This is a genomic window from Microbacterium sp. F2 (genome assembly GCF_052274505.1).
In the GTDB taxonomy this organism is placed as follows: domain Bacteria; phylum Actinomycetota; class Actinomycetes; order Actinomycetales; family Microbacteriaceae; genus Microbacterium.
Map to the genome: position 1 here is coordinate 248,109 of NZ_JBNVBV010000001.1, position 25,380 is coordinate 273,488.

Consider the following 25,380-nt stretch of genomic DNA (forward strand, 5'->3'; position numbering starts at 1 on the left):
AGTCAATCACTCGTGGCTCGTGAAGCTCGGGGTGTGAATGTCGGAGGCCCCTCGTAGTGTCGGGGTATGGAAGCAGTCGGTGCGGGTGATTCGGGGCGGTGGCCCGGGGTTCCGGATGCTGACGGGTTCGTGCATGAGGGGGATGTGCGGGAGTGGGATGCTGAGGTGGCCGGCTGGGTTCCACCGCGTCCGGATGCTGTCGCTCTTGTGCTTGAGGCTGCTGATCTTGAGGCGGTGTTCGCTGCGCAGCGGTTCGCTCGGGTCGATGACCTGCGCCTGGAGGCCCTCGATGACGTCACCCGGTACGGGGGTGGATCCCGGGAGCTGGTGATGCGGTCCCTGCGGCTGGAGCTCGCGTCGGCTCTGCGGGTGACGGAGAACGCGGCAGGAATGATGCTCGCTCGCGCCGAGTCGCTTGTGCACTCGTACCCGGCGGTGTTGGAGTCGTTGTCTCGGTCGCGGGTGACCGTTCGGCACGCGGAGATCCTTGTCGATGACCTCGACGTGTTGGGCCCTGATGTTGCGGGACGGTTGGTGGGGCGGGCGTTGGGGTTGGCGGAGTCGTTGCCGGTGGGGTCGTTCCGGCGGGCGCTACGCCGCCTGATCGACCGGGAAACCGCCCCCACGTTGACCGAGCGTCACCAGGTGGCGGTGCGGGGGCGTCGGATCCTGGTGGAGCCTGCGGGGGATTCGATGTCGTGGGTGCACGCTCTGGTTCCGTCGGTGGAAGCCCATGCGATCTACGGGCGTGTCACCCAGCAGGCGGTGGTGATCCGTGACCACGACCGCGGTTCGACCCGGGGCGGTTCGCCCGATGGTTCGGGGGAGCGGTCGTTGGATGAGATTCGTGCTGACGTGTTCTGCGATCTCCTCATCGACGGGACTGTGGCCCAGCACCCGGAGCAGGCTCGGGGGATCCGCGCGACCGTGGTCGTCACCGTCCCCGCCCTGGCGCTGCTGGGTGTTGAGGGGGTGACCGATCCGGCGGAGGTGGAGGGGGTTGGTCCGATCCCGATCGAGACGGCCCGGGAGCTGGCCGGTAACGCGTCGGGGTGGATGCGGGTTCTGACCCACCCGGAGACCGGGGCCGTGGTCTCGGTTGGGCGCACGAGGTATCGGCCACCGCCGGAGATGGCGAGACTGGTGACGTGGCGGGCTGACAGGTGCATGGGCCCGGGATGCGGGAAACCTGCCTCGCAGTGTCAGATCGATCATTCGGTCGCGTGGGCCGACGGCGGTGAAACGTCCGTGACGAACACGGCACCGTTGTGCCAAGGCCACCACACGGTATCCCCACACGGCCGCCGGTATGTCGTGAAACCTGAACGACACCTCCCCACCTTCTACCCCAACGCCGCCTGAACATGCCTTGGAGCAGGCAACGATAGATGTGCTGGGTCCGCGGCGCGAGCTCGGCGAGGTGATCCGTGCACGCCGTACCGGTGAGCTCGCGTTCGGCCAGTAGAGTGCCGTCATGGTGTCGCTTGCTCAGTCCATGGCGGATGCGAAACAACCGGCTCCCGACGCCGCCACCTATTGGCGCAGACAAACGGATGCGATAGCCGACGTTTCCGGCCCCGTGGCGACCCTGCACCTCGGGGCCCTCCGGCACAACGCACTCGACATGGCGGTGCGCGCGGCGGGCGTCCCGATCCGCGTCGCGAGCAAGTCCATTCGTGTGCGGGAAGCCATCGACGCGACCCTCGCGCTCCCCGGCTATGCCGGGATTCTCGCTTTCACGCTGCCCGAAGCGCTCTGGCTCGCCGAGACGCACGACGACGTCGTGCTCGGGTATCCGACCGTTGACCGCGCGGCGATCCTCGCCCTCGCCCAGAGCGAGGAGGCATGCACGCGCGTCACCCTCATGGTCGACGATCTCGCCCAGCTCGACGTCGTTGACGCCGTCGTACCGCCGAGTGCAAGGCCGACGATCCGCCTCGCGATCGATGCCGACGCATCGTGGCGCGCCCCCGCGCTCGGCCATATCGGCGTGCGCCGCTCGCCCGTGCACGAACCGGGGGAGGTGGCGAGCCTCGCGCGGGCCATCACCCGACGCGACGGTTTCCGACTCGTCGGACTCATGATGTACGAGGCGCAGATTGCGGGCCAGGGCGATGCTACCGGTTCTGGTGATGGCCTCATTCGATGGATGCAGCAGCGATCGTCCGCCGAACTTCTGGAGCGACGTCAGGCGATCGTCGCCGCCCTCCGCCCGATCGCCCCCCTCGAGTTCGTCAACGGCGGTGGAACCGGATCATTGGAGTTCACGGCATCCGACCAGGCTGTTACGGAAGTGACGGCGGGAAGCGGCCTGTTCGCCGGCCACCTCTTCGACGGATACCGCGCCTTCGCTCCTCAGCCGGCTGCAGCCTTCTCCCTTGAGGTTGTCCGCAAGCCCACTTCCGACATCGCGACGGTGCTGGGCGGCGGATGGATCGCGTCAGGCCCGCCCGTCGCGTCGCGTCAACCGAAGCCGGTGTGGCCCGCGGGCCTTCGAACGCTGCCTCGCGAAGGAGCGGGGGAGGTACAGACCCCGTTGCAGGGCGAAGCTGCTCGAAGCTTGAGCGTCGGGGATCGGGTGTGGTTCCGGCATGCCAAGAGCGGGGAGCTCGCCGAGCGCGTGGATCACTATCTGCTCGTGGACGATGACACCGTCGTCGGCGAAGCACCGACGTATCGCGGCGAAGGGAAGGCGTTCCTGTGACACGACCCGGTGGTACCTGGCAGAACTGGGCACGCTCGGCGCGGGTACGACCGCAGAGCGTCGAGTTCCCGGCATCCCCGGATGCCGTCCAGCGCTCGGTGCAGGCTGCCATCACCCGCGGCCGACGCATCAAGGCGGTGGGCGCCGGGCACAGCTTCACAGGAATCGCTATCGCACCCGACGTCCTGCTCGATCTCACCGATCTCTCAGGTCTCGTTTCCATCGATCACGAACGCCGTCGCGTCACTCTGCGTGCCGGAACGCGACTGCACCAGATCCCGGGGCTTCTCGCGCCGCACGGACTGGCGATGCAGAACCTCGGAGACATCGACCGGCAGACCATTGCCGGTGCTATCTCGACAGGGACACACGGAACCGGCGCGGCCTTCGGCGGGATATCCACGCAGATCGTCGGCGTCACACTCGTCACGGGAACCGGCGACATCCTGCGGGTGAGCGACACCGAGAACTCCGACCTCCTCCCCGCTGTCGCCCTGGGCCTTGGCGCGCTCGGCATCCTGGTCGATATCACGGTCCAATGCGTTCCTGCCTTCGTGCTCGAAGCAACGGAGCGCCCCGAGCCTCTCCTGGACGTGCTCGACACGCTCGATGATCGGGTCGCGAGCACCGACCATTTCGAGTACTACTGGTTCCCCCACACGGATGTCGCACTGACCAAGTGCAACACGCGTCTGCCCGAATCAGCCGTCCGCAAGCCCCTGCCTGTGGTGGGGAAGTGGGTCGATGAGACACTCCTCGCGAACGGTGTCTATCGCGCAGTGTGCGGTGTCGGTGCGCGCGTCCCCGCCGTCGTGCCCCCGTTCTCTCGGCTCGCAGTTAAGCTCACCGGCAACCGCGACTACACCGACCGGTCCAACCGGGTCTTCACCCAGAGCCGCACCGTACGTTTCCGCGAGATGGAGTATGCGCTGCCGGCGGCTGCCGTGCGTCCGGCATTCGACGAGATGCGGGCGCTCATTCGTGCTCGCGGATGGCGAATCTCCTTCCCGGTGGAAGTGCGTTTCGCCGCCGCCGATGATCGGTGGCTCTCGACAGCGCACGACCGCGACTCGGGCTACATCGCCGTCCACCGATACTGGCGTGAAGACCCGACGGAGTACTTCACCGCCGTCGAGCAGATCATGCTCGCCCACGGCGGAAGACCACACTGGGGCAAGATGCACACGCTGGATGCCGACAGGCTGCGTGAGCGGTACCCCCGGTTCGATGACTTCGTGTCGTTGCGGAATCGGCTGGACCCGCGTCGCGCGTTCCAGAACACCTACCTGGAACGGGTCCTCGGCGCCTGATCCCGTGGTGGCGGCACCCGACGCACTCACAGTCAGCGGGCAGCCGAGTCCCCTAGGATGGGGGCCATGTGGGAGTGGCTGATCCCGGTTCTGATCGTCGTGGCGCTCGTCGTCATCGTCGGTATCTATCTGTGGGCGACATACAACTCGCTTGTGCAGCTGAACGTGCGTGTCGATGAGGCGTGGAGTGACATCACCGTCCAGCTCAAGCGACGAGCTGACCTGATTCCGGGGCTGATCGAGACCGTCAAGGGCTACGCGGCCCATGAGCGAGCGGTGTTCGAGAACGTCACCCAGGCGCGAGCCGAGACCCTTTCCGCATCCGGGCCCGCAGAAGCTGGTGTCGCCGAAGGTCACGTGCAGCAAGCTCTCAAGTCGCTGTTCGCCGTCGCTGAGGCCTACCCCCAGCTGCAGGCCAGCACGAACTTCCTGCAGTTGCAGCAGGCGCTGGTCGACACCGAAGACAAGATTCAGGCATCCCGCCGCTTCTACAACGGTGGCGTTCGCGAGTTGAACACCAAGATCAAGGTCTTCCCGAACAACCTCTTCGCGAAGAATCTCGGTTTTACTGAGCGGGAGTTCTTCGAGGTCGTCGACGGGGCAGCGATCTCCGAGCCGCCGCGCATTCAGTTCTGATCGACCCCTGAGGTCGCATGTACAGCGCCATCGCGCGGAACAAGCGCAACACCTGGTTCATCCTCGTCCTGTTCGTCGTGGGCCTGGGAGCCATCGGGCTGCTCGCCGGATGGCTCATGGGCAACAACTGGTGGGTGACGGCTTTCGTGCTGATCTTCGCCGTCGGCTACGCCACCGTGCAGTACTTCGCGGCCGACCGTGAGGCGCTTGCGATGGCCGGCGCCATCCCTGTGTCCCGCGAGGAGGCGCCCCGCTACTACCGGCTCGTCGAGAACCTGTGCATCACGACCGGCACGCCGATGCCCCGCCTGTACGTCGTCGAGGATGCCGCGCCGAACGCCTTCGCCACCGGCCGCAAACCCGAACAGGCTGCGATCACCGTGACGACGGGCCTGTTCGAGATCATGACCGACCGCGAACTTGAGGGCGTGCTGTCACACGAGCTCGGCCACATCCGCAACTACGACATCCGGGTCTCGCTCATCGTGTTCGGCCTCGTCGTGGCGGTGGGGCTGCTGGCCGACATCCTGATGCGGATGGCGTTCTTCGGTGGTCTACGCCGCTCAGGGGGCAACAACGGCCAAGCGCAGCTGTTCTTCCTCATCTTCGGCATCGTCGCAGCGATCGTCGCACCGCTTCTCGCCGGTGCGGTCCAGGCCGCGATCTCGCGTCAACGCGAGTACCTCGCCGACGCAACCGGCGCGCTCACGACCCGCGACCCGGACGGCCTCGCCTCGGCGCTCGCCAAGCTCGAGCAGCACGCGCAACCGCTCAGCCGCGAGAACACGTCGATGGCCCACCTGTGGTTTGCCAACCCACTCAGCGCTAAGGGCATGTCGCGCCTGTTCGCAACCCACCCGCCGATCCCAGACCGCATTGAACGCTTGCACACGATGGGCGGGCAGTTCTGAGATCACCGCTGGCAGCTGGGTCGGTCAGTCGACCGACAGAACGAGTTGGTTGCCGGTGAAGGCCATGCCTCCGCGCAGCGACCAATCGTCGGTGCGATAGGTGAACGTCCCCGCCGATCCGTCCCGGGTCGTGCCGGATGCCGTCGCGACGAGGACCCCGCCGGTGGCGGCAAAGCTCGACAGGTCCTCGGCAAAGGCGAGCGTCGGTGCCGTCTCGACGCGGAAAGAGAGCGAGGTCAGTGTGGCGAGGTCTGCGGCCCAGGGAACCCGGATGCCGCAGTTCTCGGGCACCGCATCGGCAGGAGCGGTGCATGCGTCGACGTATGCCTGCACCTGTGCGGATGCCGTCTCGAGCGCGGTGTCCGAGAGCTGCGGCTGCAGTGCTGCTGTCGCGGCCGAGCCAGGTGCCACGGCGACGGTCAGCGCTCCGGTCAGGATGCCGACCGGAGCGGCGTCGATCTGGTAGAGCGCGGGCAGCAACACGACGGGTTCGTTCACCCCGAACACCGCTGTGCCGATCGCGGCGGCATCACCGAGGGCCGACGTGATCGTCACCGTACCCAGCCCGTCCGGGGCGACTTTCCAGCCGGTGGGAGTCTGCTGAAGCATCAGCTCACCCGAGCCGGAGGTCGAATCGAGGGTGTAGGTAATCGACGCGGTGGCAGTCTCGCCATCCTCGATGACGCCTGTGACCTCGGCATCCGAGATCGTGGCAGTAGCCCCCGCGAACGCGGCTTCGATCAACGACGGATCGAGGCTGTCGGAGGCGACGAGATCCAACGCCGTGTCGGCGTCGCCGCCGGCCAGCGCACGGAGGTAGTCCTCGGCGACTGCCTGCGGTCCCGGCGGGCGTTGGAGAAGCCACAGCACAAGTCCGGCGACTGCCAGAAGCACGACTCCCGCCGCAACGACGGCGATCAGGGGGCCACGTTTCACACCCCCACGCTAGCGCGCCAGCACATCCGGTTCACGGCATGTGCCAGTTCTAGACTGAACGGATGAGCACGTCCGACGACAAGCCCACGGGGTCGTTCTTCGACGCGATCCGGGACCGGCGACGGATCGTCACGATGCAGCAAACGCGCGGCATCCCCTCAGGCTTCCAGCTTGCCGCCGCGTACGCGTGGCGCTTCCTGGTCATTGCCGCGGCGATCGGTGTCGGGATCTGGCTCGTCATTCAGCTCAAGTTGCTGGTCATTCCGTTGCTGATCGCGATCCTGATCACGGCGCTGGTCTGGCCCGCGTTCACGGGGATGCTGCGCCTGCGCTTCCCGAGGTGGCTTGCGATCGCCATCACCGTCCTCGGCACGGCAGCTATCGTCACCGGCTTACTGTGGCTCGCCATCTGGCAGATCACGCGCGAGTGGTCTTCGGTACAGACGCGCACGATCGAGGCCATACAGCAGTTCCGGCAGTATCTGATCGACGGGCCGCTCCACCTGACCGAGACCCAGATCGATGACCTGCTCGCGCAGGCCTGGACCTTCATTCAGCAGCAGGCAGAGCTCCTGTGGTCGGGTGCGCTGGCCATCGGCACCACGGTCGGGCACGTCGCAACAGGGGCGCTGCTCACGATCTTCATCCTCCTTACCCTCCTCGCCGACGGATCAGGGATCTGGCGCTGGACTACGCGGCTGTTTCCGCGAGCGGCGCGACCCGCTGTCGATGGCGCCGGCCGTGCCGGCTGGGTGAGCGTCGCCAACTATGCACGAACCCAGTTGCTCGTCGCCACGATCGACGCGATCGGGATCGGCTTGGGTGCGTTCCTGCTCGGCGTTCCGCTTGCGATCCCCATCGCGGTGCTCGTGTTCCTCGGTTCCTTCATCCCCATCGTCGGAGCCGTCGTCACCGGCGCGCTCGCCGTTTTCCTTGCCCTCGTCTACAACGGACCCTGGATCGCGCTGTGGATGCTGGTGGTCGTGCTCGGCGTTCAGCAACTCGAGGGTCATGTGCTTCAGCCGCTTCTCATGGGATCGGCGGTCAAAGTGCACCCCCTTGCCGTCGTCCTGGTGGTCGCCGGTGGCGCGCTGATAGCCGGAATCCCGGGAGCGCTCTTTGCCGTGCCGCTCGCCGCGTTCATCAACGTCGTGGCGGTCTACCTCGGCGACCGGGCATGGGAGCCCGGTGCGAAACTCGACGCCCCCGACCTGATTTGGTCGACAGTTCCCCGCCCGAGGAGAATCAGCAAGTGAGCATCCCCACCCTGGCCGAGATCGAGGATGCTGCAGCAACTCTTTCGGGCGTCATCCGGCGCACACCGATGGACGAGTCCCTGCACCTGACCGACCTGCTCGGCGTCCCCGTCGCACTCAAGCTCGAAAACCTGCAGCGCACCGGTTCGTTCAAGATCCGCGGTGCCGCGTACCGGCTGTCGCGGCTGACGGAAGATGAGCGCGCGCGCGGTGTCGTTGCTGCATCGGCAGGAAACCACGCACAGGGGGTTGCGCTTGCTGCCCGTGAACTCGGAATCCCGGCGACGATCTTCATGCCGCTCGGGGTGCCCGTCCCGAAGCTCCTTGCTACGCGCGGCTATGGCGCTGACGTCATCCTCGAGGGTGCCACCGTCGAGACGCCGCTTCGCCTGGCGGCGGAGTTCGCGGAGCGCACCGGCGCCGTGCTGATTCACCCCTTCGACCACGGGGACATCATCACCGGGCAGGGCACCCTCGGCCTCGAACTGATGGATGACATGCCCGACCTCGATACCGTCATCATCGGGATCGGCGGCGGGGGATTGCTGTCGGGTGTCGCCGCCGCGGTGAAGGCGCGCGCCGCGGCAGTCGGCCGCACGGTGCGCGTCATCGGCGTCCAAGCCGAAAACTCCGCAGCCTACCCGGCGTCGCTTGCAGCCGGACGGCCCTTGGAGGTTGCCACTCGGGCGACGATCGCCGACGGAATCGCCGTTGCACGGCCGGGAGATCTGCCCTTTGAGATCATCAGCGAGCTGGTGGATGAGGTCGTCACGGTGTCCGAGGACGACATCGCGCGGGCACTGCTGGTGTTGCTCGAGCGCGCGAAGCAGGTCGTCGAGCCTGCTGGGGCCGTCGGTGTTGCGGCCATCCTCGCTGGCAAAGTCACAGCTCACGGGCCGACCGCGTGCGTCCTGTCGGGTGGCAACATCGACCCGCTGCTGCTGCAGCGCGTCGTCGCACACGGACTGTCGGCATCCGGTCGCTACATGACGATGCGCATCCCCTTGCCGGATCGCCCCGGACAGCTGGCGCGGGTCTCAGAATTGCTTGCGCTTGCGGGCGCCAACGTGATTGAAGTCCTGCACACCCGTCATGGGCAGGGTCTTCAGATCAGCGAGGTGATCCTGCAGTTGAGTGTCGAGACGCGCGGCGAAGAACACAAGGCGCACGTCATCGCGACGCTCGAGAACGCCGGGTTCGTCGTCCACGTCGACGCGGACTGATGCGGCGGCCTATTGCCCGCCGTAGGTCTCGACCTTGACGACCTCGACCGCAATCTCCCGCCCGTTGGGCGCGGTGTACGACGTCTTGTCGCCTTCCTTCAGCCCCAGGATGGCAGAGCCCAGCGGCGACGCCTCGCTGTAGACATCGAGCTCTGACCCGGCACCGATCTCGCGGTTACCGAGAAGGAAAACCTCTTCGCCACCGGCGACGACGGCGGTCACGACCGTGCCCGGCTCGACGACGCCCGTGCTCTCGGGCGCGACGCCCACCGTGGCGTTCTTCAACAGGGCCTGGAGCGTGCGGATCCGCGCCTCCTGCTTGCCTTGCTCGTCCTTGGCGGCGTGGTAGCCGCCGTTCTCCTTGAGGTCGCCCTCTTCGCGTGCAATTTCGATGCGCTTGGCGATCTCTTCACGGCCGACGGTTGACAGGTGCTCGAGCTCGGCGTGGAGGCGGTCGAAGGCCTCCTGGGTCAGGAAGGTCACCGGGGCATCGCTGGACACGAGCGTCTCCTTTCGTCGGCGCCGATATGGCAAGACGCCCCGGCAGCGCCAGGGCGTCGTGGAAATCAGTTCCGCCAGATTACGTCACCCAGCATGAGTTGATCAAACCCGTCGTCGCCGCCGCTGTCGTCGGGATCGTCTCGACGAACGCCCGCGTGTGATCGCTCGAGGGAGGAATCACCAGTACCCGCCAGCCCACGATGCCGTGCTCTTCGTCCTGCGCCTCAAGGATGCACGCTACCTCGCGCTCCAGGGGCGCCGTCACCTGGAAACTCAGGCTCACTGACCCGTCATCGACCACGGTGAATCCGGTGGTGTCGGCATCCACGCTTTCGAGGGAACTGGCCACCGTCATCCAGCCGAACCATCCGATGACGGCAACGACGATCACGAGTCCGAGGCCGATGACCCACCGCGGTGCGCGTGCGCGTCGGCGTCCGTAGCGATCGTCGAGTTTCGCGCGGATCGCGTCGTCAGAGGTGGGGGGGGCGGTCGTCATCGGCGGTGTCTCGTGAGTCGTTAGGCTGGAACTCCAGGCTAGACGCTGGCCAGTCGAAACGAGACATGATGCGCATTTTGTTGGGGACCTCGACCCCGGTTCCAAGCCCGTCGGAGACGGTCAACCCCGACCTCGTCACCCCGGGCCCGTGGGGCTTTCTGGTCATCGCACTGCTGGCGGTCGTCGTTATCTTGCTCATCACCGACATGATGCGTCGCATCCGTCGTGGCCGGGTGCGCGCCGACATCCGCGAAGAACTGGACGCCGAGGCGCGGGCGGAAGCTGCCGCGGAGTCGGGTTCAGAGCCCGCAGACACTGACGGCGGAGATCCCGAGCCCGGAGAGCCCGAGCGGTCCTAGCTGCGCGGGGCGCTAGCCGTGATAGGCGGGGCTGAGTCCGATGAGCAGGCACGCCGTCCAGTGGCACAGGAACGCGAGCACTGTGCACACGTGGAAGATCTCGTGAAATCCGAAGTGGTTCGGCCACGGGTTCGGGCGCTTGAGCGCGTATACGACGGCGCCCAGTGTGTAGAGGATGCCGCCCACCGCGACAAGGACCATCATGGCGGCGTTGGCCTGGAACAGCGGCACGATGTACATGACCGCCGCCCAGCCGAGCACGAGGTAGAGCGCCACATAAAGCCATCGCGGCGCGTCGATCCAGAACACGCGGAACAGGATGCCGAGAATCGCCCCGCCCCAGACGAGAGAAAGCAGGATGACCGACTGGCTTGTCGGGAGCGCGAGCACCGCGATCGGGGTGTAGGTTCCCGCGATCAGCAGCAGGATGTTGGCGTGATCGATGCGCTTGAGGACGGCACGGGTCTTCGGCTTCCAGCGGAACCGGTGGTACAGGGCTGAATTGCCGAAGAGCAGCAGCGATGTGAGCATGAATACGGCAGCCGACCACTTCGCCGCCGCGCCCTGTGACAGCACAATGAGGACGATGCCGGCAGCGATCGCGATCGGGAAGGTCGCCGCGTGGATCCAGCCGCGCCAGGACGGCTTGAGTTCGTCGGAGGCGACTGCCTCGGCCTCTTCGATGAGGGGCAGTCGGGGCATCTCAGCGCCATCGACGGCCTCGTCCCATTCGGCGGCCGGGCGCTCGGTCGGGTGGTTCACGCCAGACGGGGTCACACCCCGAGCCTACGGGCCCGAGTATTCCCGCGGGGGAACGCGCCGGTGCTGCTGATCGTCCTCGCATCGGTGTGGCGCAGGAGTAACGTGGCCGTGTGGCATCGGGAGTCGGAACAGCGCGCGGCAAGGGCCCGCTGTATCGGCTCTACACAGCTCGACTCCGCCGCGAACTGACACCGGAGAACATGCCGCATCACATCGCGATGATGATCGACGGCAATCGTCGGTGGGCTCGTCAGCTCGGGTATGAGACTGCCGCGCACGGTCATCGTGCGGGTGCTGCGAAGATGCGCGAGTTCTTGGAGTGGTGCGACGACCTCGGAGTCAAGGTGGTCTCGCTGTACCTGCTTTCGACGGACAATGTCCGCAAACGCGACGCTGCAGAGCTCAACGACCTGCTGCAGATCATCGCCGAGCTTGCCGAGGAGATCTCGCGGGTTCGCGACTGGCGGGTCAAGCACGTGGGCAGGGCCGAGCTCCTTCCCCCTGAGCTCACCAGCGTGCTGCGTGCCGCGGAGGACCGGACAGCGGGAAACCCCGGCCTCCACGTGAATCTCGCGGTCGGTTACGGGGGCCGCTCCGAGATCGTGGATGCCGTCCGTAGCATCATCGCCGCCCACGATCGGGACGGCGGGTCCCTTGAGGAGCTTGCGGCGAGCCTCACGCCCGAGCAGATCGGCGAGCACCTCTACACCGGGGGGCAGGCGGATCCCGATCTCGTGATCCGAACGTCGGGAGAGCAGCGGCTCAGCGACTTCCTGCTTTGGCAGAGTGCTCACAGCGAGTTCTACTTCATGGAGGCTCTCGGGCCTGACATTCGTGAGGTGGACTTTCTTCGTGCCCTGCGCAACTACGCGAGTCGTGAGCGCCGCTTCGGCAGCTGAGCGTGGGATGCAACCGCCCGTGGTGCGCCTCGGGCGTGCCACAATGTGACCGTGACGGGTGACATCACGACGTATATCGAGTCCTTCGATTCCGAGCCCGGCTACCTCGACTGGGCGGCATTCGGTCCGCTGTCTCCCAATGTTCGCAGCGAAGTTCACGCGGATGCCGAGCTGCTGGGCACGGGGCGCCGTTCGAGCGTCGACCTGGTGAACGAGCACGTCGACCAGTCGCGTACTCACGCGGCATCCGTCTTGGGTGTGCCCGCAGAGCAGATCGTCATTCAGCCCTCGACGAGCCACGGCCTGCAGCAGGCGATCTATGGCCTCAGCGGCACGCTGCTGCTGTCGCGCGCTGAGTTCCCCGCCCTCACCATTGCCGCCGCGCGCGCCGAGGCATCGCTCGGTACCATGCGAGCGGCGTGGCTGGATCCCGAGAACGGGTTCATGACTCCGGATGCCGTCCGCGACGCCCTCACCGATGAGGTGACCGCCGTCGCCGTGAGCCTCGTGGATTTCCGCACCGGCTATCGCGTCGACCTCAGCGCCCTCCGCGATGTGATCGGGGATCGCCTGCTCATCGTCGACGCGATCCAGGGGCTCGGGATCGTCGACGCCGATTACGGTGCCGCCGACGTCGTCTGCGCGAACGGATACAAGTGGCTGCGCGCCGGGCGCGGCACCGGGGTCGCCTCCTACAGCCCGCGCGCCGTCGACCGGCTGACCCCCGTGCTCTCGGGCTACGCCGGTGTCGCCGACGGGCTGCCCGTGGATGAGGTGCCCGAGCCGTCGCGTGACGCGCGCGCCTTCATCGTTTCGAAGGCCGATTCGCTTGCGGCCGCGCGCCTCGGAAGTGCGCTCCATGAGATTCACGAGGTCGGCGTGGCGACGATCGGCGCAGCAGTCGAGACGCGGGCGACGCGGGTGATCGAGATCGCCGACGAGAACGCCATTCCCGTCATCACTCCTCGAGAGCCCCAGCTTCGCGCGGGAATCGTGACCCTGGCTCCCGAACCGCAGGATGCCGCACCGCTGGCGGCTGCGCTCGCCAACGCAGGAGTCACGATTACTCCTCGCGGCGGCACGATCCGCGTCTCCACCCACGCCGGGACCGACGACGAATCCCTCTCGCTGTTCGCCTCCGCACTTTCGGCCTACTCTGCTTCGCGAGCCTGGTAGAACCCGCGAGGAATTTACCTCGACGTAACGGGACCGACAGCGTGTCGATGCCTACGCCACCCGCTCCCCGTCGTACGTTCAACTCGTCGGGCAAGGCGCCCGACCGGGTCGGCCGTCAGGACCGCGACTCGTGACCCCTGGTCGACTCGCTGGGTACCGGGAATTACCACCCGGGGCGGGAGTGGGTTGTGACCACACGGGCAGCACAGGCACAGAACCGGGTTCACCAGGATGACCGGATCGAGGATGCCGAGCAGGATCAGACGCTGCGCACCTACGTGCTCGACACATCGGTGCTGCTGAGCGATCCGCGCGCGTTCTTCCGATTCGCGGAGCACAATGTCGTGGTCCCGGTGGTGGTCATTACCGAACTCGAAGGCAAACGGCACGACCCCGAGATCGGCTACTTCGCGCGGCAGGCGCTGCGTCATCTCGATGAGTTGCGGGTCGAGCACGGGCGACTTGACTTCCCGGTTCCTGTCGGCGCCGGTGGGACCCTGCGCGTCGAATTGAACAACACCAATCCCGATGCACTGCCCTCAGGTATGCGACTCGGAGACAACGATAGTCGCATCCTTGCCGTGGCCATGAACCTCGCATCCGACGGCCAGGAGGTCACCGTCGTCTCGAAGGATCTCCCGATGCGGGTCAAGGCTGCGTCCCTGGGCATCTCGGCCGAAGAGTACCTTGCTGAGCAGGCAGTCGACTCCGGGTGGACTGGCATAGCCACCCTTGACATCTCCGGCGACGAACTCAGCGATCTCTACGAGAGCGAGGTCGGTACCAGCGACCAGGTGACGGGCCTTCCCGTCAATACGGGCCTGATCATCCACTCTGAGCGGGGGTCGGGCCTTGGTCGTGTCACCGGCGATGGCGGTTTCCGGCTCGTTCGCGGCGACCGCGACGTGTTCGGGCTGCACGGTCGTTCGGCTGAGCAGCGCGTCGCGATCGATCTCCTTCTGGATCCGGAGATCGGCATCGTGTCCCTCGGTGGCCGGGCCGGCACAGGCAAGTCGGCTCTTGCCCTGTGTGCTGGGCTCGAGGCTGTGCTCGAGCGGCAGCAGCAGCGGAAGATCATCGTCTTCCGTCCGCTGTTCGCGGTGGGCGGTCAGGAGCTCGGTTACCTGCCCGGTGACCAGGCAGAAAAGATGAACCCGTGGGGTCAGGCGGTGTTCGACACGCTCGGATCCGTGGTCTCCGGGAACGTCCTCGACGAGGTCGTGGAACGGGGACTTCTGGAGGTCCTGCCTCTGACGCACATCCGAGGTCGCTCCCTGCACGACGCTTTCGTGATCGTCGATGAGGCCCAGTCACTCGAACGCAACGTGCTGCTGACGGTGCTCAGCCGCATCGGCCAGAACTCGCGAGTGGTGCTCACCCACGACGTCGGCCAGCGAGACAACCTCCGGGTGGGGCGCCACGACGGTGTCGCCTCCGTCATCGAGACCCTCAAGGGCCAGGCGCTGTTCGGTCACGTCACCCTGGTGCGCTCGGAACGTTCGGCGATTGCGGCTCTGGTCACCGACCTTCTGGAGTCGGGAGAGCTGTCCTGACGGGATCGCTCCGAGCGCACGCCGGGCGCGCGCGAAGGAAACCATGAGAAGAGTCTCATCGAGCGGTCGGTCATCGGGGCCCTGGCTTCTGTCACCATGGTTGCAACGGGTTCCGCGAGCCCCCCAGATCGCGAGGCCCTCCGGTCGGTGACCCCCCAATAACCGGCCTGCCCCCGGCGACACCCCAGACGCCGGGGGCATTCTCATTACTCCCAGCGGTAGCCGGCGCCGCGGACAGTCGCGATGTGGTGGGCGCCGAGCTTGCCCCGCAGATAGCGCACGTACACGTCGACGACGTTCGACCCCGGATCGAAGTCCATCTCCCAGACGCGGCTGAGAAGCTGCTCGCGAGACAAGACCGTACCCGGGTTGCGGAGGAACTGCTCAGCGAGGGCGAACTCGCGAGCGGATAGCTCCACCTCTCGTCCTGCAACCAGTGCCCGCCGTGACAACAGGTCGAGCGAGACCTCGCCATGCACGATCGTCGTCCCCGCGTCGGTGGGTACCTCCCGCAGCCGCGAGCGCACGCGCGCGAGCAGTTCCTCGAAGGTGAATGGCTTGCGGATGTAGTCGTTCGCCCCGGACTCCAGGCCTTCGACAGTATCCCGGGTGCTGGTGCGGGCAGTGAGCATGATGATCGGCACCGTGCGACCCTCGCGACGAATCTGCCGAAGCACCTCGAGCCCGTCCACCGTGGGCAGACCGATATCGAGGAGGCCGAGGTCGATCCCCCCGCCCCGAAGAAAGTCGAGCGCAGGTGGACCGTCGTCGACGACAACGACGTCGTAGCCCGCTGCGCGCAGCCCCCGCTCCACGAACGCTGAGATCTGCGGCTCGTCTTCTGCGATGAGGATCCTCGTCACCGCTTTCCCCCCTGATGGATCACGTCATCGGCGCGCACCGGCGCCGGATAGGACGCGCCGCTGGTGTGCGGCACGTGGATCGTGAACGTTGCCCCACCCCCGGGGGTATCGGTCACCTCGCAATGGCCACCGTGGCCTTTCGCGATGGCATCGACGATTGCCAATCCCAACCCTGAGCCTCCCACACTTCGGCGTCGTCCCGCTCGGTCAAATCGACGGAAGATGCGATGGCGCATTGCCGGCGGCACGCCGGGACCGTGGTCGCGCACCCAGAAACGGACTTCTCCTGCGTCAGCCGTGCTGCCAATGTCGATCGGACTCGCGTCGGGTGAGTACTTCGAGGCATTGTCAGCCAGCTGCAACCACGCCTGAAGGAGGCGGTCACCGTCGCCGAGCATCAGCCCTGAAGCTCTATCGGTGACGCGCCAGTCGTGTCCGGGAATGACGGCGACCATGTCCGCCATGCGTGTGCTGAGGGCGGCAAGATCGATCTCATCAGACGCGTAGGTGTCGGTCTCCGCCGCTGCCAAGAGATCGATGTCTTCGACCAGTCGGTTGAGGCGATCGAGCTCCGCCATGCCGATCGCCCGAGTGGCTTCGACGTCGGCGGGATCCGACGCATTCATGATCTCGAGGTGTCCGCGCACGATGGTGATCGGGGTCTTCAGCTCGTGACGCACGTCATCCAGCAGCTGTCGCTGCGAGTCAACCGAACCCTCGAGGCGGTCGAGCATCGAATTGACAGTCTGTGACAGGTCAGCGATGCTATCGCCTCCCTCGGATGGCAGACGGCGGCTGAGATCGGCCAGCGTCATGCTGTCGGCGACCTCACGCACCTCCGCGATCGACCGCAGTGCCGCCCCGGCGACGAACCAGCCGACGAGGGCGACGAGAGCAATGGTGACGACGGATGCGACGCCGAAGACGATCATGGGAATCAGCAGGCCATCCAGCGGCGTTCCGGCACGCCACAGCGCCGCAGCCTGCACCGTGAACGTCACGCCCCCGACGAGGGCGAGGGCGACTGCGCACGCCAGCGCCACTCCCGTGACGATGCGAGTGCGCGCGGATCGCGGCCGCTGGGACCGTGTCATGGGGTGATTATGGCCCGGAGCGTCGGCTCCGCGCATCCACGCCAGCTCAGCCCGGGTGGGTCATCGACAGCAGGTCGAGCTTCTCGTCGAGCTGCTCGAGGGTCAGCTCGCCGCGCTCGATGTAGCCCAGGGCAACGACGGCTTCCCGAATCGTGATCCCTTCGGCCACCGCGTGCTTGGCGATCTTGGCCGCCGCCTCGTAGCCGATCAGCTTGTTCAACGGCGTCACGATGGACGGCGACATGCCGGCAAAGGCAGAGGCGCGGTCGACGTTGGCTTCCAAACCCGCGATCGTCTTGTCTGCCAGGACCCGGACCGTGTTCGAGAGCAGCCGGATCGATTCGAGCAGTGCCGTCCCCATGACAGGGATCGCGACGTTCAGTTCGAACGCGCCCGAGGCTCCCGCCCAGGCGATCGTCGCGTCGTTGCCGATGATGCGCGCGCACACCATCAAGGTCGCCTCGGGAACGACAGGGTTCACCTTGCCGGGCATGATCGACGAGCCCGGCTGCAGGTCGGGGATCCGCAATTCGGCGAGACCCGTGTTCGGGCCTGACCCCATCCAGCGCAGGTCGTTGTTGATCTTCGTGAGCGACACCGCGATCGTCCGCAGAGCACCCGATGCCTCCACAAGCGCGTCGCGGTTAGCTTGGGCCTCGAAGTGATCCTTGGCCTCGGTGATCGGCAGCTCGGTCTCAGCGACCAGGATCTCCAGGACCTTCTGCGGAAATCCGAGAGGAGTGTTGATTCCGGTACCGACGGCGGTGCCGCCCAGCGGCACCTCGGCCACGTGGGGGATGACAGCCTGAACACGCTCGATGCCGAGACGGATCTGGCGCGCGTAGCCGCCGAACTCCTGGCCGAGGGTCACGGGAGTGGCATCCATGAGGTGAGTCCTGCCGGACTTCACGACGCTCTTCCAGAGTTCTGCCTTCTCTTCGAGGGCTACCGACAGGTGGTCAAGCGCGGGAATGAGGTCATCGATGAGCTCCTGGGTCACTGCGACGTGCACCGAGGTGGGAAAGACGTCGTTCGATGACTGCGAAGCGTTCACGTGGTCGTTGGGGTGCACGGTCTGGCCGAGGCTGCGCGTCGCCAGGGTAGCGAGGACCTCGTTCATGTTCATGTTCGACGACGTTCCGCTGCCGGTCTGGTACACGTCAATCGGGAACTGGTCGGCGTGCGCCCCCCCGATGATCTCGTCGGCCGCCGCAGCGATCGCTTCCGCGATCTGAGCGTCCAGGGTGCCGAGGTCTCGGTTGGCCAGCGCTGCGGCCTTCTTGATGCGCGCCAGCGCCACGATCTGCGCGGGATCGAGCGCATCGCCCGAGATGGGGAAGTTCTCGACGGCCCGCTGGGTCTGCGCGGCATACAGTGCGTTCTTGGGAACGCGCACCTTGCCCATCGTGTCGTGTTCGATGCGGTACTCGATGTCAGTCACGTCCTCGTTCCTTCGCTTCAGGTGGGTTCGGGCGTCTGCCCGCAGTGATCAGGGGTTCTCGGCGGCGCCCACGATGACATCGGGGATCGCCGTGCCTTCAGACAGCCGGTAGTTCGCTCCGACGATCGCGAGGGTACCGGCGGCGACGGCATCGCTGATGAGCTCGGAGGAGTGGAGGAGCTCAGCGACGGTGTCACGCAGGTGCTCGCGGCCTACTTCTTCGGCATCCACGGGCTTGCCGTCGGACGCGCGAATCACGCGCCGGACCGCCGGAACGATGGGGGCGATCTGGCGCCAGATGTGTGGCGGAAGAGAGGGGGCATCCACGGTGGTGGATTCGATCGCGGCGGCAACGGCACCGCATTCGTCGTGGCCGAGCACGACGATGAGGGGGACCTCGAGGACCGCGACGGCGTACTCGAGGCTGCCCACGACAGAGTCGGAAATGACCTGACCGGCGTTTCGGACGACGAACAGATCACCGAGGCCCTGGTCGAAGATGATCTCCGCGGCGAGGCGCGAGTCTGCGCACCCGAACAGTGCGGCACGCGGGCGCTGGCCCCCGGCCAGTTCGTGACGACGCTCGACATCCTGCCGTGGGTGCGACGGGTCGCCCGAGACGAACCGGGCATTGCCCTCACGCATGTCGCCCCACACCTCGGCGGGAGTCGCGGTGGGCGTCATGAGCTTTCCTCCTGGGCGGTGACGATCTGATCGGTCAGACCCGCCGCGACCACGCGGAGGGTCTCGGTATTCGTTGCGCCGTAGACCAGGATCGTGTCGTCGCCGGCGGTCGTACTCAGAGCAGCCGAGATGTTGCCGGCGCGGGCAGGGTCGGGAATGTCGTACTCGGTCCATTCGACACCGTCGATGACGATGGTTCCCGCCGCATCTGCTCCTGAGAGCTCGCGAGTCGGCCATGCCGCGTCTGCGCTGAAGCCCTGGGAGACCCGCACGAATCCGGCGTCTTCGGCAGGGACGTACAGCACCGTCCACGTGCGCGGGTCGTCTCCTGCGACGGCGGCGGAGGTGACCAGCCAGGTCTCGGGAACGACAGGGACGATCGCAACCCCACCCCCGAGGGTGCCCGAGACATCCTCGGCTACCGCAGCGACGTCGATCGGCTTGGGCGCTGGTGGCTCGCCGCGCGGCACGGCGAAGATGACGATTGCGACGATGCCGAGGGTGATCACGAGGGCCGCAACAAGATTGCGAAACGTCTGACTCGAGCGATAGACGCGGGATGACTCGGCCTTGCGCGCCGCCGTCTCCTCGGGAGTTTCAGGACGGCCGAGCTCGGCGACGATTCGCTCACGCTGCGCCATCACGACTGGTCCCCGCCCGTCGGTGGCGTCGAGGCTGCACGCGCTGCATCCAGGCGTTCTTTCGCGCCGACGAGCCACTGCTCGCACCGCGCCGCGAGAGCTTCGCCGCGCTCCCAGAGTCGAAGCGACTCCTCGAGAGTTGGTGCGCCCTGCTCCAGTTCTGCGACGACCCGAACCAACTCGTCGCGAGCCTGCTCGAACGAGAGGCCGTCGACGTCCCCCGGTGCAGGCGGGTTCGCGGCGGTCATGGCTTCCATCCTAGAGCGGCCTGTCGGGGGTTCTGGTCTCGTCAACCTCGCCTCCCGAACGCGCAGCGAACGAGCCGCGTCCGACGGTCACCGTGACCTCTGTCCCAGACGGCGCCTGCTCGGCATCCCGCACGATCACGCCACCAGCGACGTGCGCGATCGCATACCCGCGGGCAAGCGTCGACGCGGGGGAGAGGGCGCGTACAGCTGCGCGCAACTGCGCGGTATGTGCGGTTTGCACGGCCACGGCGCGCTCGGCGTGGTCGCGCCCGCGCGCGACCAGAAGCTCGATGTGCTGCGCTCGCTGGGCCAGCACGTTCTCGGGATTGCGCAGCACGGGGCGTGAGCGAAGCTGTTCGAGTTGGGTGATGTCATGGGCCAGTCGCTGTGTCACCCGGGTGCGGGCGCGGCTGAGCAACTGAGACACGAGCGCCCTTTGCTCGGCGACGTCCGGGACCACGCGCTTTGCGGCATCCGTCGGCGTGGATGCTCGAAGATCCGCCACATCGTCGAGGATCGGATGGTCGTTCTCGTGTCCGATGGCGCTGACCACGGGGGTGGATGCCGCCGCCACCGCCCTCACGAGCCGCTCGTCACTGAATCCCAGGAGGGTCTGCGGGTCGCCACCGCCCCGAGCGATGATGATCACGTCGACCTCGGGGTCGGCATCCAGGGCTTTCAACGCCGCGATCGTCTCGGGTACGCAACGATCCCCCTGCACAGCCGCGTACTGCGTGCGGAACCGCACACGCGGCCAGCGCAGTTCCGCGTTGCGATGCACATCCTTCTCGGCATCCGAGTTCTCGCCCGTGATCAGGCCAATGAGGTGCGGGAGGAACGGGAGCTGCTTCTTGCGAGCGGGGTCGAATAACCCTTCGCCGCGGAGCTGGACCCGGAGCCGCTCGAGCCGCTCCAACTGGTCGCCCAGCCCCACATGCCGCATCGCCGAAACGGCGAAGCTGAAATCACCCGTTCGGGTGAAGTAGTCGGCCTTGACGCACGCGACGACCCGATCGCCGACGGCGAGGTCGGCGGGGAGCCGCTGGCGCGTACTCGACCAGATTCGGATCGAGATCGTCGCGTCCGTCGTGAGGTCTTTGATGCGCCCGAAGACGTTGCCGCCGCGAAGGTTCCACGATGTGATCTCGCCCTCGACCCACACCGACCCCCACGTCTCGACAAAGCCGCGAATGGTGTCGCCCAGGCGAGCAACCGACGTCGGCGACTGGGCGCTCGAGTCCCGCGGATGCACGGAATCCGGCGGCGGAGCCTGTCCGGGAACGTGCTCGGGCTGAAACGTCGTCATGATCCCTTTCGGCTTGCCCGGCCCGCGCTCAGGCCGCCCCCGTAGAATCGGACCGATGAGCACTCCCGCGGTACACATGCCCATGCCCCGCGTTCCGCGGCGCCGTGAGCGCCTCCAGGATATCCCGGTCGATCGACCCAAGCGGGTGCTGCTCGCTGCGCCCCGGGGATACTGCGCCGGAGTCGATCGCGCCGTGATCGCGGTCGAGAAGGCGCTCGAGCGATTCGGTGCGCCCGTCTACGTTCGCAAGCAGATCGTTCACAACATCCACGTCGTGACCGAGCTCGAACAGAAGGGCGCGATCTTCGTCGACGAGGTCGACGAAGTGCCCGAGGGCGCGCACGTCGTCTTCAGCGCGCACGGTGTGTCGCCGGCCGTCGTGCAGTCGGCAGCCGATCGCCAGTTGCAGGCAATCGACGCGACCTGCCCGCTGGTCACGAAGGTGCACCGCGAAGCCGTGCGCTTTGCCCGTGACGAGTTCGAGATCCTTTTGATCGGTCACCTCGGTCATGAAGAGGTTGAGGGCACAGCCGGTGAGGCGCCGGAGCACATCACGATCGTCAACTCGCCCGAGGAGGCCGACACCGTCGAGGTGCGGGACCCGTCCCGCGTGGTGTGGCTGTCGCAGACGACCCTCTCGGTGGACGAGACGATGGAGACTGTCCGGCGCCTGCGTGAGCGGTTCCCCGAGCTGCAGGATCCGCCCTCAGACGACATCTGCTACGCGACCCAGAACCGCCAGGTCGCCATCAAGAAGGTCGCACAGGGTGCTGACCTGGTGATCGTCGTCGGTTCGGCGAACTCGTCCAACAGCGTGCGACTGGTCGAGGTCGCTCTCGAGTACGGCGCGAAGGCCGCGTATCGGGTCGACTACGCTGACGAGATTCGGCAGGAATGGCTCGATGGGGTTGCCAGCGTCGGTGTCACCAGCGGTGCGTCGGTCCCCGAGGTGCTGGTTCAGCAGGTGCTCGAGGATCTTGCGGCGGCAGGCTATCGCGACGTCGAAGAGGTGCGCACGGCCGAAGAGGACTTGATGTTCTCCCTCCCCAAGGAGTTGCGGCAGAGCACCGGCGAGCACCGGGGCGGGCGCGTGCGCGCATGAGCGAAGACAAGGACGACCGACCGCAGCCGCAGTACGGCGTCTATGCGACGCCGGAGGAGCAGCGAGCACGCATCCAAAAGCCCGACGCGACCTGGTCGCTCGATACCGGCGAGTCGGTGACGGATGCGCCCGCGTCGGCATCCGCGAACAAAGGAGGCGCGGCGCCGCGCGCTTCGGTCGATCCTGGACGCTCGCGGGCAATCGATCGCATCATCACCTTCGCGCTGCTCGCCTACGCGTTGGTGAACGTCGCTGTCGCTGCGCTCGCACTCTTGGACTTTCCGCAGTACGCCGCAACGGTCTTCGAAGTCATGGGGATCCCCGGCGAGTTCACCAACCTCGACGGTGGACAGACCTGGGGAACCGCCGCTGCGGTCGCGCTGATCATCGGCTACCTCATCACCGCGTGGTTCTCGGTGCGCCGGACCATGGCCGGCAAGATCGCGTGGTGGGTTCCGCTTGTCGGCGCCGTCGTCACTCATCTGGTCGTCGGCGTGCTCGCGATTGTTCCGCTGATGTCAGACCCCGCTTTCACCGCGTACCTGGCCTCGATCTCCTGAGGCCAGATACGCGGGTCGGCAGACTGATCGCCTGCGGGGCGGAGCTCAGACGCCCAGGGACTTGCCCGCCGAGCCGAGCTGCTGCGTAGCCTCGACGACACGTGCCGCCATCGCAGTCTCTGCAACCTTGCCCCATGCCCGCGGGTCGTAGGCCTTCTTGTTGCCGACCTCGCCGTCGACCTTCAGGACGCCGTCGTAGTTGCTGAACATGAAGCCGGCGACGGAGCGCGTGAACGCGTACTGCGTGTCGGTGTCGATGTTCATCTTGATGACGCCGTTCGCGACAGCCAGGGCGATCTCTTCCTCGGTCGAGCCACTGCCACCGTGGAAGACGAGGTCCAGGGGCTTTGCCGCCGTGCCGAACTTCGCGGCGATGCCTTCCTGGATCTCGCCGAGCAGTTCCGGCTTGAGCTTGACGTTGCCGGGCTTGTACACGCCGTGCACATTGCCGAAGGTGAGCGCGGCGATCCAGCGACCCTGGTCGCCGAGGCCCAGTGCCTCGACCACTTGGGTGACGTCGCCGGTCGTGGTGTAGAGCGCGTCGTTCGTGCCCTCGTGCTTGACGCCATCCTCTTCGCCGCCGACGACGCCGATCTCGACCTCGAGGATCGCGTTGATGTTCTTCAGCCGGGGGAGAAGCTCCTTGGCGATCTCGATGTTCTCGCCCAGCGGGACTGCCGATCCATCCCACATGTGCGACTGGAAGATCGGCTCGCCACCGGCCTTCACCTGCTCTTCGGATGCTGCAAGTAGCGGCAGCACGAAGTCTTCGAGGGCGGGCTTGGGGCAGTGATCGGTGTGCAGCGCGACAGTGATCGGGTAGTTCTTGGCGACCTCGGTGGCGAACTTCGCCATCGCGAGTGCTCCCGTGGCCCGCGCCTTGACGGTGTGCCCGGCGAAGTAGTCAGCGCCGCCGGTCGTCACCTGCAGGATGCCGTCCGAACCGGCCTCTGCCAAGCCCTGCAGTACGGCGTTGATCGACTGCGAACTCGAGACGTTGATGGCCGGGTAGGCGAACCCGCCTGCCTTGGCGCGGTCGAGCATCTCGGCGTACTGGTCGGGGGTTGCGACGGGCATGAGTGCGCTCCTTGTCGGTGGGGAATCACCTCGGTGGGGGTTCACCGTCACTCTAGCGAAGCGTGTCAGCCCGCGCCGAGACGGTCGGCCGTGAGATTCCCCGGCGGACGGGGAGACCTGTGACCCGAACATGAAGGTTCTGCCATGTCGGCCCTCGTCAGCGAGGCGGCGCATAGGGTAGCGCACATGGGAACTGTTTACTACGGAGGATCGGCGACCCCCATCTACATCGATGACCTCGCGCTTGCGCATCTCAAAGTGGTGATCGCCACGAAGCTGCGCCGCGGCGAGAGCTTCACGGTGTCGTGGCAGCACCCTGAGGACCAGGAACCGGGACGCACGACCCTGTGGCTGCATCCGTCGATTCCCCTGCGCTTCGTCTTCGATGAGCCGGAATCGCCGCAGTTGAGCCGCGAATGGATCGAGGACCTCGCAAACTCTGCGAATTCATCGGGGGGGATTCTGCTGGTCTCGCAACACTTCGATGCGACGACGGCGCCGGTAGTTCGCCCCTGATTGCCGCTCTGGCAAGAACCTTGATTCTTGTCGGAACGCGAGTGGGTAACTCGGCGGGCGAGGCCGCACGCGTGGTTAGGGTGAAATCATGGTGAGCCTGACCGCAGACATGAGCCCGTTGCATCCCGACCGAAACCTGGCTCTCGAGCTGGTTCGTGCGACCGAGGCTGCGGCGATCCGGTCGGTGCCTTTCATCGGCCGCGGCGCCAAAGAGGCCGCTGACGGGGCAGCGGTCGACGCGATGCGCGCCTTCCTCACGACCGTGAGTTTCGACGGCACCATCGTCATCGGCGAGGGTGAGAAGGATGACGCCCCCATGCTCTTCAACGGCGAGAGCGTCGGCAACGGTCGCGGTCCGAAGTGCGACGTCGCGGTCGACCCGATTGACGGGACGTCGCTGACGGCCGAGGGTCGCAATAACGCGCTCTCCGTCCTTGCCGTTTCCGATCACGGCACGATGCTCGACGCGTCGTCGGTCTTCTATATGGACAAGCTCGTGACCGGACCCGCCGGTGTCGGTGTGGTCGACATTCGCCTTCCGATCGGGGAGAACATCCGTCTGCTCGCGAAGGCGTTGGGAAAGCCGGTTGACGAGATCGTCGTCTCGGTCCTGAACCGGCCGCGACACGACAAGCTCATCGCGGAGATCCGGGAAGCTGGGGCCGGCACGCGCCTCATGAGTGACGGCGATGTCGCGGGCGGGATCAATGCGGCTCGCCACAACGCGCGCACTGACATGTGCGTGGGTGTCGGAGGCAGCCCCGAGGGGATCGTCACGGCCTGCGCGATCAAGGCTCTTGGCGGTCACATCCAGGGTCGACTCTGGCCACGCAATGACGACGAGGCGCAGCGCGCTATCGATGCGGGCCTCAAGGTCGACGGACACATCTACGAGGCCGACGACATGGTTCGGGGCAACAACACGATCTTCGTTGCTACCGGCGTGACCAATGGCGAGCTCGTCGCCGGGGTGCGGCGTGAGGGTGGATACGTCTACACCGAAAGCGTCGTGCTCCGTGGGGCCTCGGGCACGCTGCGTCGGATCACGTCTGAGCACCTCGTGTCGAAGTGGCTCTGAGTTCCGTGAGCACCACGCTGCGTTGACGGGCGGCCCTGCTTCCCG

At 66.5% G+C, this 25,380-nt stretch carries 27 protein-coding genes; 15 read left to right on the top strand and 12 right to left on the bottom strand.

Annotated features, from left to right (window positions below; translation table 11 throughout):
• Window positions 1-66 precede the first annotated feature (66 nt).
• From ACQVDU_RS01190 to ACQVDU_RS01210, 5 genes are all read left to right on the top strand, one after another.
• Window positions 67-1,362, top strand: a complete 1,296-nt coding sequence (locus ACQVDU_RS01190; protein WP_443476081.1) for a DUF222 domain-containing protein — start codon at window positions 67-69, stop codon at window positions 1,360-1,362.
• Window positions 1,363-1,474: 112 nt separating this feature from the next.
• Window positions 1,475-2,704, top strand: a complete 1,230-nt coding sequence (locus tag ACQVDU_RS01195; RefSeq protein WP_300593068.1) for an alanine racemase — start codon at window positions 1,475-1,477, stop codon at window positions 2,702-2,704.
• Window positions 2,701-4,014 (top strand): D-arabinono-1,4-lactone oxidase, encoded by a 1,314-nt coding sequence (locus ACQVDU_RS01200; protein ID WP_300593065.1) that lies wholly within the window; start codon window positions 2,701-2,703, stop codon window positions 4,012-4,014. The genes ACQVDU_RS01195 and ACQVDU_RS01200 overlap by 4 nt, the downstream gene beginning before the upstream one ends.
• 66 nt (window positions 4,015-4,080) lie before the next feature.
• Window positions 4,081-4,650: a LemA family protein gene (locus tag ACQVDU_RS01205; RefSeq protein ID WP_300593062.1), complete on the top strand. Its 570-nt coding sequence runs from the start codon at window positions 4,081-4,083 to the stop codon at window positions 4,648-4,650.
• Window positions 4,651-4,667: 17 nt separating this feature from the next.
• Window positions 4,668-5,561: a M48 family metalloprotease gene (locus ACQVDU_RS01210; RefSeq protein ID WP_300593059.1), complete on the top strand. Its 894-nt coding sequence runs from the start codon at window positions 4,668-4,670 to the stop codon at window positions 5,559-5,561.
• A gap of 24 nt (window positions 5,562-5,585) precedes the next feature.
• Here the strand turns inward: ACQVDU_RS01210 and ACQVDU_RS01215 are convergent, their stop codons facing one another.
• Window positions 5,586-6,497, bottom strand: coding sequence for a hypothetical protein (locus ACQVDU_RS01215; protein WP_443476082.1), 912 nt, complete (start codon window positions 6,495-6,497; stop codon window positions 5,586-5,588).
• A 62-nt stretch (window positions 6,498-6,559) separates the two neighbouring features.
• Here ACQVDU_RS01215 and ACQVDU_RS01220 point away from each other — a divergent pair, with 62 nt between their 5' ends.
• The gene (locus ACQVDU_RS01220) at window positions 6,560-7,753 is read left to right on the top strand and encodes an AI-2E family transporter (protein ID WP_443476083.1); all 1,194 of its coding nucleotides are present in this window, start codon (window positions 6,560-6,562) and stop codon (window positions 7,751-7,753) included.
• Window positions 7,750-8,976, top strand: coding sequence for a threonine ammonia-lyase (ilvA, locus tag ACQVDU_RS01225; protein ID WP_300593051.1), 1,227 nt, complete (start codon window positions 7,750-7,752; stop codon window positions 8,974-8,976). The genes ACQVDU_RS01220 and ilvA overlap by 4 nt, the downstream gene beginning before the upstream one ends.
• A gap of 9 nt (window positions 8,977-8,985) precedes the next feature.
• Here ilvA and greA read toward each other — a convergent pair whose 3' ends face one another.
• Entirely contained in the window at window positions 8,986-9,477 is a 492-nt protein-coding gene (gene greA / locus ACQVDU_RS01230) for a transcription elongation factor GreA (protein ID WP_300593049.1), read from the bottom strand.
• A 79-nt stretch (window positions 9,478-9,556) separates the two neighbouring features.
• The gene (locus ACQVDU_RS01235) at window positions 9,557-9,976 is read right to left on the bottom strand and encodes a DUF4307 domain-containing protein (RefSeq protein WP_300593046.1); all 420 of its coding nucleotides are present in this window, start codon (window positions 9,974-9,976) and stop codon (window positions 9,557-9,559) included.
• Between the two features lie 65 nt (window positions 9,977-10,041).
• Between ACQVDU_RS01235 and ACQVDU_RS01240 the strand changes: the two genes are divergently transcribed.
• A complete protein-coding gene (locus ACQVDU_RS01240; protein ID WP_300593043.1) occupies window positions 10,042-10,335 on the top strand; it encodes a hypothetical protein in 294 nt (97 codons plus the stop codon).
• Between the two features lie 12 nt (window positions 10,336-10,347).
• Here ACQVDU_RS01240 and trhA read toward each other — a convergent pair whose 3' ends face one another.
• A complete protein-coding gene (gene trhA / locus ACQVDU_RS01245) occupies window positions 10,348-11,037 on the bottom strand; it encodes a PAQR family membrane homeostasis protein TrhA (RefSeq protein ID WP_300593100.1) in 690 nt (229 codons plus the stop codon).
• A gap of 170 nt (window positions 11,038-11,207) precedes the next feature.
• On the opposite strand from trhA, the gene ACQVDU_RS01250 reads away from it, so the two are divergent.
• The 3 genes from ACQVDU_RS01250 to ACQVDU_RS01260 all read left to right on the top strand — a co-directional run bounded on the left by ACQVDU_RS01250 (window position 11,208) and on the right by ACQVDU_RS01260 (window position 14,725).
• Window positions 11,208-11,996 carry an isoprenyl transferase gene (locus ACQVDU_RS01250; protein ID WP_300593040.1) on the top strand — a complete coding sequence of 263 codons (789 nt, stop codon included), beginning with the start codon at window positions 11,208-11,210 and terminating at the stop codon, window positions 11,994-11,996.
• A 51-nt stretch (window positions 11,997-12,047) separates the two neighbouring features.
• A complete protein-coding gene (locus ACQVDU_RS01255; protein WP_443476084.1) occupies window positions 12,048-13,172 on the top strand; it encodes an aminotransferase class V-fold PLP-dependent enzyme in 1,125 nt (374 codons plus the stop codon).
• 188 nt (window positions 13,173-13,360) lie between these two features.
• Window positions 13,361-14,725 (top strand): PhoH family protein, encoded by a 1,365-nt coding sequence (locus ACQVDU_RS01260; RefSeq protein ID WP_443476085.1) that lies wholly within the window; start codon window positions 13,361-13,363, stop codon window positions 14,723-14,725.
• 206 nt (window positions 14,726-14,931) lie between these two features.
• Here the strand turns inward: ACQVDU_RS01260 and ACQVDU_RS01265 are convergent, their stop codons facing one another.
• Genes ACQVDU_RS01265 through xseA form a run of 7 tightly spaced genes read right to left on the bottom strand, consistent with a single transcriptional unit; the run spans window position 14,932 to window position 21,002 of the window.
• Window positions 14,932-15,588: a response regulator transcription factor gene (locus tag ACQVDU_RS01265; protein ID WP_300593035.1), complete on the bottom strand. Its 657-nt coding sequence runs from the start codon at window positions 15,586-15,588 to the stop codon at window positions 14,932-14,934.
• The gene (locus tag ACQVDU_RS01270; RefSeq protein ID WP_363496717.1) at window positions 15,585-16,682 is read right to left on the bottom strand and encodes a sensor histidine kinase; all 1,098 of its coding nucleotides are present in this window, start codon (window positions 16,680-16,682) and stop codon (window positions 15,585-15,587) included. The genes ACQVDU_RS01265 and ACQVDU_RS01270 overlap by 4 nt, the downstream gene beginning before the upstream one ends.
• A 46-nt stretch (window positions 16,683-16,728) precedes the next feature.
• Window positions 16,729-18,123, bottom strand: coding sequence for a class II fumarate hydratase (locus ACQVDU_RS01275; protein ID WP_443476086.1), 1,395 nt, complete (start codon window positions 18,121-18,123; stop codon window positions 16,729-16,731).
• Window positions 18,124-18,171: 48 nt separating this feature from the next.
• A complete protein-coding gene (locus tag ACQVDU_RS01280; RefSeq protein ID WP_300593028.1) occupies window positions 18,172-18,807 on the bottom strand; it encodes a carbonic anhydrase in 636 nt (211 codons plus the stop codon).
• A complete protein-coding gene (locus ACQVDU_RS01285) occupies window positions 18,804-19,448 on the bottom strand; it encodes a DUF4245 family protein (protein WP_300593094.1) in 645 nt (214 codons plus the stop codon). Before ACQVDU_RS01285 ends, ACQVDU_RS01280 begins: the two co-directional genes overlap by 4 nt.
• Entirely contained in the window at window positions 19,448-19,696 is a 249-nt protein-coding gene (locus tag ACQVDU_RS01290) for an exodeoxyribonuclease VII small subunit (protein ID WP_443476087.1), read from the bottom strand. The genes ACQVDU_RS01285 and ACQVDU_RS01290 overlap by 1 nt, the downstream gene beginning before the upstream one ends.
• 10 nt (window positions 19,697-19,706) lie before the next feature.
• On the bottom strand, window positions 19,707-21,002 hold the full coding sequence (gene xseA / locus ACQVDU_RS01295) for an exodeoxyribonuclease VII large subunit (RefSeq protein ID WP_300593024.1): 1,296 nt from the start codon (window positions 21,000-21,002) through the stop codon (window positions 19,707-19,709).
• 82 nt (window positions 21,003-21,084) lie between these two features.
• On the opposite strand from xseA, the gene ACQVDU_RS01300 reads away from it, so the two are divergent.
• Both ACQVDU_RS01300 and ACQVDU_RS01305 read left to right on the top strand, forming a co-directional pair.
• Window positions 21,085-22,104: a 4-hydroxy-3-methylbut-2-enyl diphosphate reductase gene (locus tag ACQVDU_RS01300; protein WP_443476383.1), complete on the top strand. Its 1,020-nt coding sequence runs from the start codon at window positions 21,085-21,087 to the stop codon at window positions 22,102-22,104.
• Window positions 22,101-22,664, top strand: a complete 564-nt coding sequence (locus ACQVDU_RS01305; protein WP_300593019.1) for a DUF6264 family protein — start codon at window positions 22,101-22,103, stop codon at window positions 22,662-22,664. Before ACQVDU_RS01300 ends, ACQVDU_RS01305 begins: the two co-directional genes overlap by 4 nt.
• 45 nt (window positions 22,665-22,709) lie before the next feature.
• Here ACQVDU_RS01305 and fbaA read toward each other — a convergent pair whose 3' ends face one another.
• Window positions 22,710-23,741 carry a class II fructose-bisphosphate aldolase gene (gene fbaA, locus ACQVDU_RS01310; protein ID WP_300593017.1) on the bottom strand — a complete coding sequence of 344 codons (1,032 nt, stop codon included), beginning with the start codon at window positions 23,739-23,741 and terminating at the stop codon, window positions 22,710-22,712.
• A gap of 186 nt (window positions 23,742-23,927) precedes the next feature.
• Here fbaA and ACQVDU_RS01315 point away from each other — a divergent pair, with 186 nt between their 5' ends.
• A complete protein-coding gene (locus tag ACQVDU_RS01315; RefSeq protein WP_300593014.1) occupies window positions 23,928-24,257 on the top strand; it encodes a DUF7882 family protein in 330 nt (109 codons plus the stop codon).
• An 88-nt stretch (window positions 24,258-24,345) separates the two neighbouring features.
• Window positions 24,346-25,335, top strand: coding sequence for a class II fructose-bisphosphatase (glpX, locus tag ACQVDU_RS01320; RefSeq protein WP_300593011.1), 990 nt, complete (start codon window positions 24,346-24,348; stop codon window positions 25,333-25,335).
• Window positions 25,336-25,380: the final 45 nt, after the last annotated feature.

Bases quoted from the DNA above. Each gene is read 5' to 3' on its own strand.
- ACQVDU_RS01190 (WP_443476081.1), top strand. From the start codon at position 67: ATGGAAGCAGTCGGTGCGGGTGATTCGGGGCGGTGGCCCGGGGTTCCG.
- ACQVDU_RS01195 (WP_300593068.1), top strand. From the start codon at position 1,475: ATGGTGTCGCTTGCTCAGTCCATGGCGGATGCGAAACAACCGGCTCCC.
- ACQVDU_RS01205 (WP_300593062.1), top strand. From the start codon at position 4,081: ATGTGGGAGTGGCTGATCCCGGTTCTGATCGTCGTGGCGCTCGTCGTC.
- ACQVDU_RS01210 (WP_300593059.1), top strand. From the start codon at position 4,668: ATGTACAGCGCCATCGCGCGGAACAAGCGCAACACCTGGTTCATCCTC.
- ACQVDU_RS01220 (WP_443476083.1), top strand. From the start codon at position 6,560: ATGAGCACGTCCGACGACAAGCCCACGGGGTCGTTCTTCGACGCGATC.
- ACQVDU_RS01235 (WP_300593046.1), bottom strand. From the start codon at position 9,976: ATGACGACCGCCCCCCCCACCTCTGACGACGCGATCCGCGCGAAACTC.
- ACQVDU_RS01240 (WP_300593043.1), top strand. From the start codon at position 10,042: ATGATGCGCATTTTGTTGGGGACCTCGACCCCGGTTCCAAGCCCGTCG.
- trhA (WP_300593100.1), bottom strand. From the start codon at position 11,037: ATGCCCCGACTGCCCCTCATCGAAGAGGCCGAGGCAGTCGCCTCCGAC.
- ACQVDU_RS01270 (WP_363496717.1), bottom strand. From the start codon at position 16,682: ATGACACGGTCCCAGCGGCCGCGATCCGCGCGCACTCGCATCGTCACG.
- ACQVDU_RS01280 (WP_300593028.1), bottom strand. From the start codon at position 18,807: ATGACGCCCACCGCGACTCCCGCCGAGGTGTGGGGCGACATGCGTGAG.
- ACQVDU_RS01285 (WP_300593094.1), bottom strand. From the start codon at position 19,448: ATGGCGCAGCGTGAGCGAATCGTCGCCGAGCTCGGCCGTCCTGAAACT.
- ACQVDU_RS01290 (WP_443476087.1), bottom strand. From the start codon at position 19,696: ATGACCGCCGCGAACCCGCCTGCACCGGGGGACGTCGACGGCCTCTCG.
- xseA (WP_300593024.1), bottom strand. From the start codon at position 21,002: ATGACGACGTTTCAGCCCGAGCACGTTCCCGGACAGGCTCCGCCGCCG.
- ACQVDU_RS01300 (WP_443476383.1), top strand. From the start codon at position 21,085: ATGCCCCGCGTTCCGCGGCGCCGTGAGCGCCTCCAGGATATCCCGGTC.
- ACQVDU_RS01305 (WP_300593019.1), top strand. From the start codon at position 22,101: ATGAGCGAAGACAAGGACGACCGACCGCAGCCGCAGTACGGCGTCTAT.
- fbaA (WP_300593017.1), bottom strand. From the start codon at position 23,741: ATGCCCGTCGCAACCCCCGACCAGTACGCCGAGATGCTCGACCGCGCC.
- ACQVDU_RS01315 (WP_300593014.1), top strand. From the start codon at position 23,928: ATGGGAACTGTTTACTACGGAGGATCGGCGACCCCCATCTACATCGAT.
- glpX (WP_300593011.1), top strand. From the start codon at position 24,346: ATGGTGAGCCTGACCGCAGACATGAGCCCGTTGCATCCCGACCGAAAC.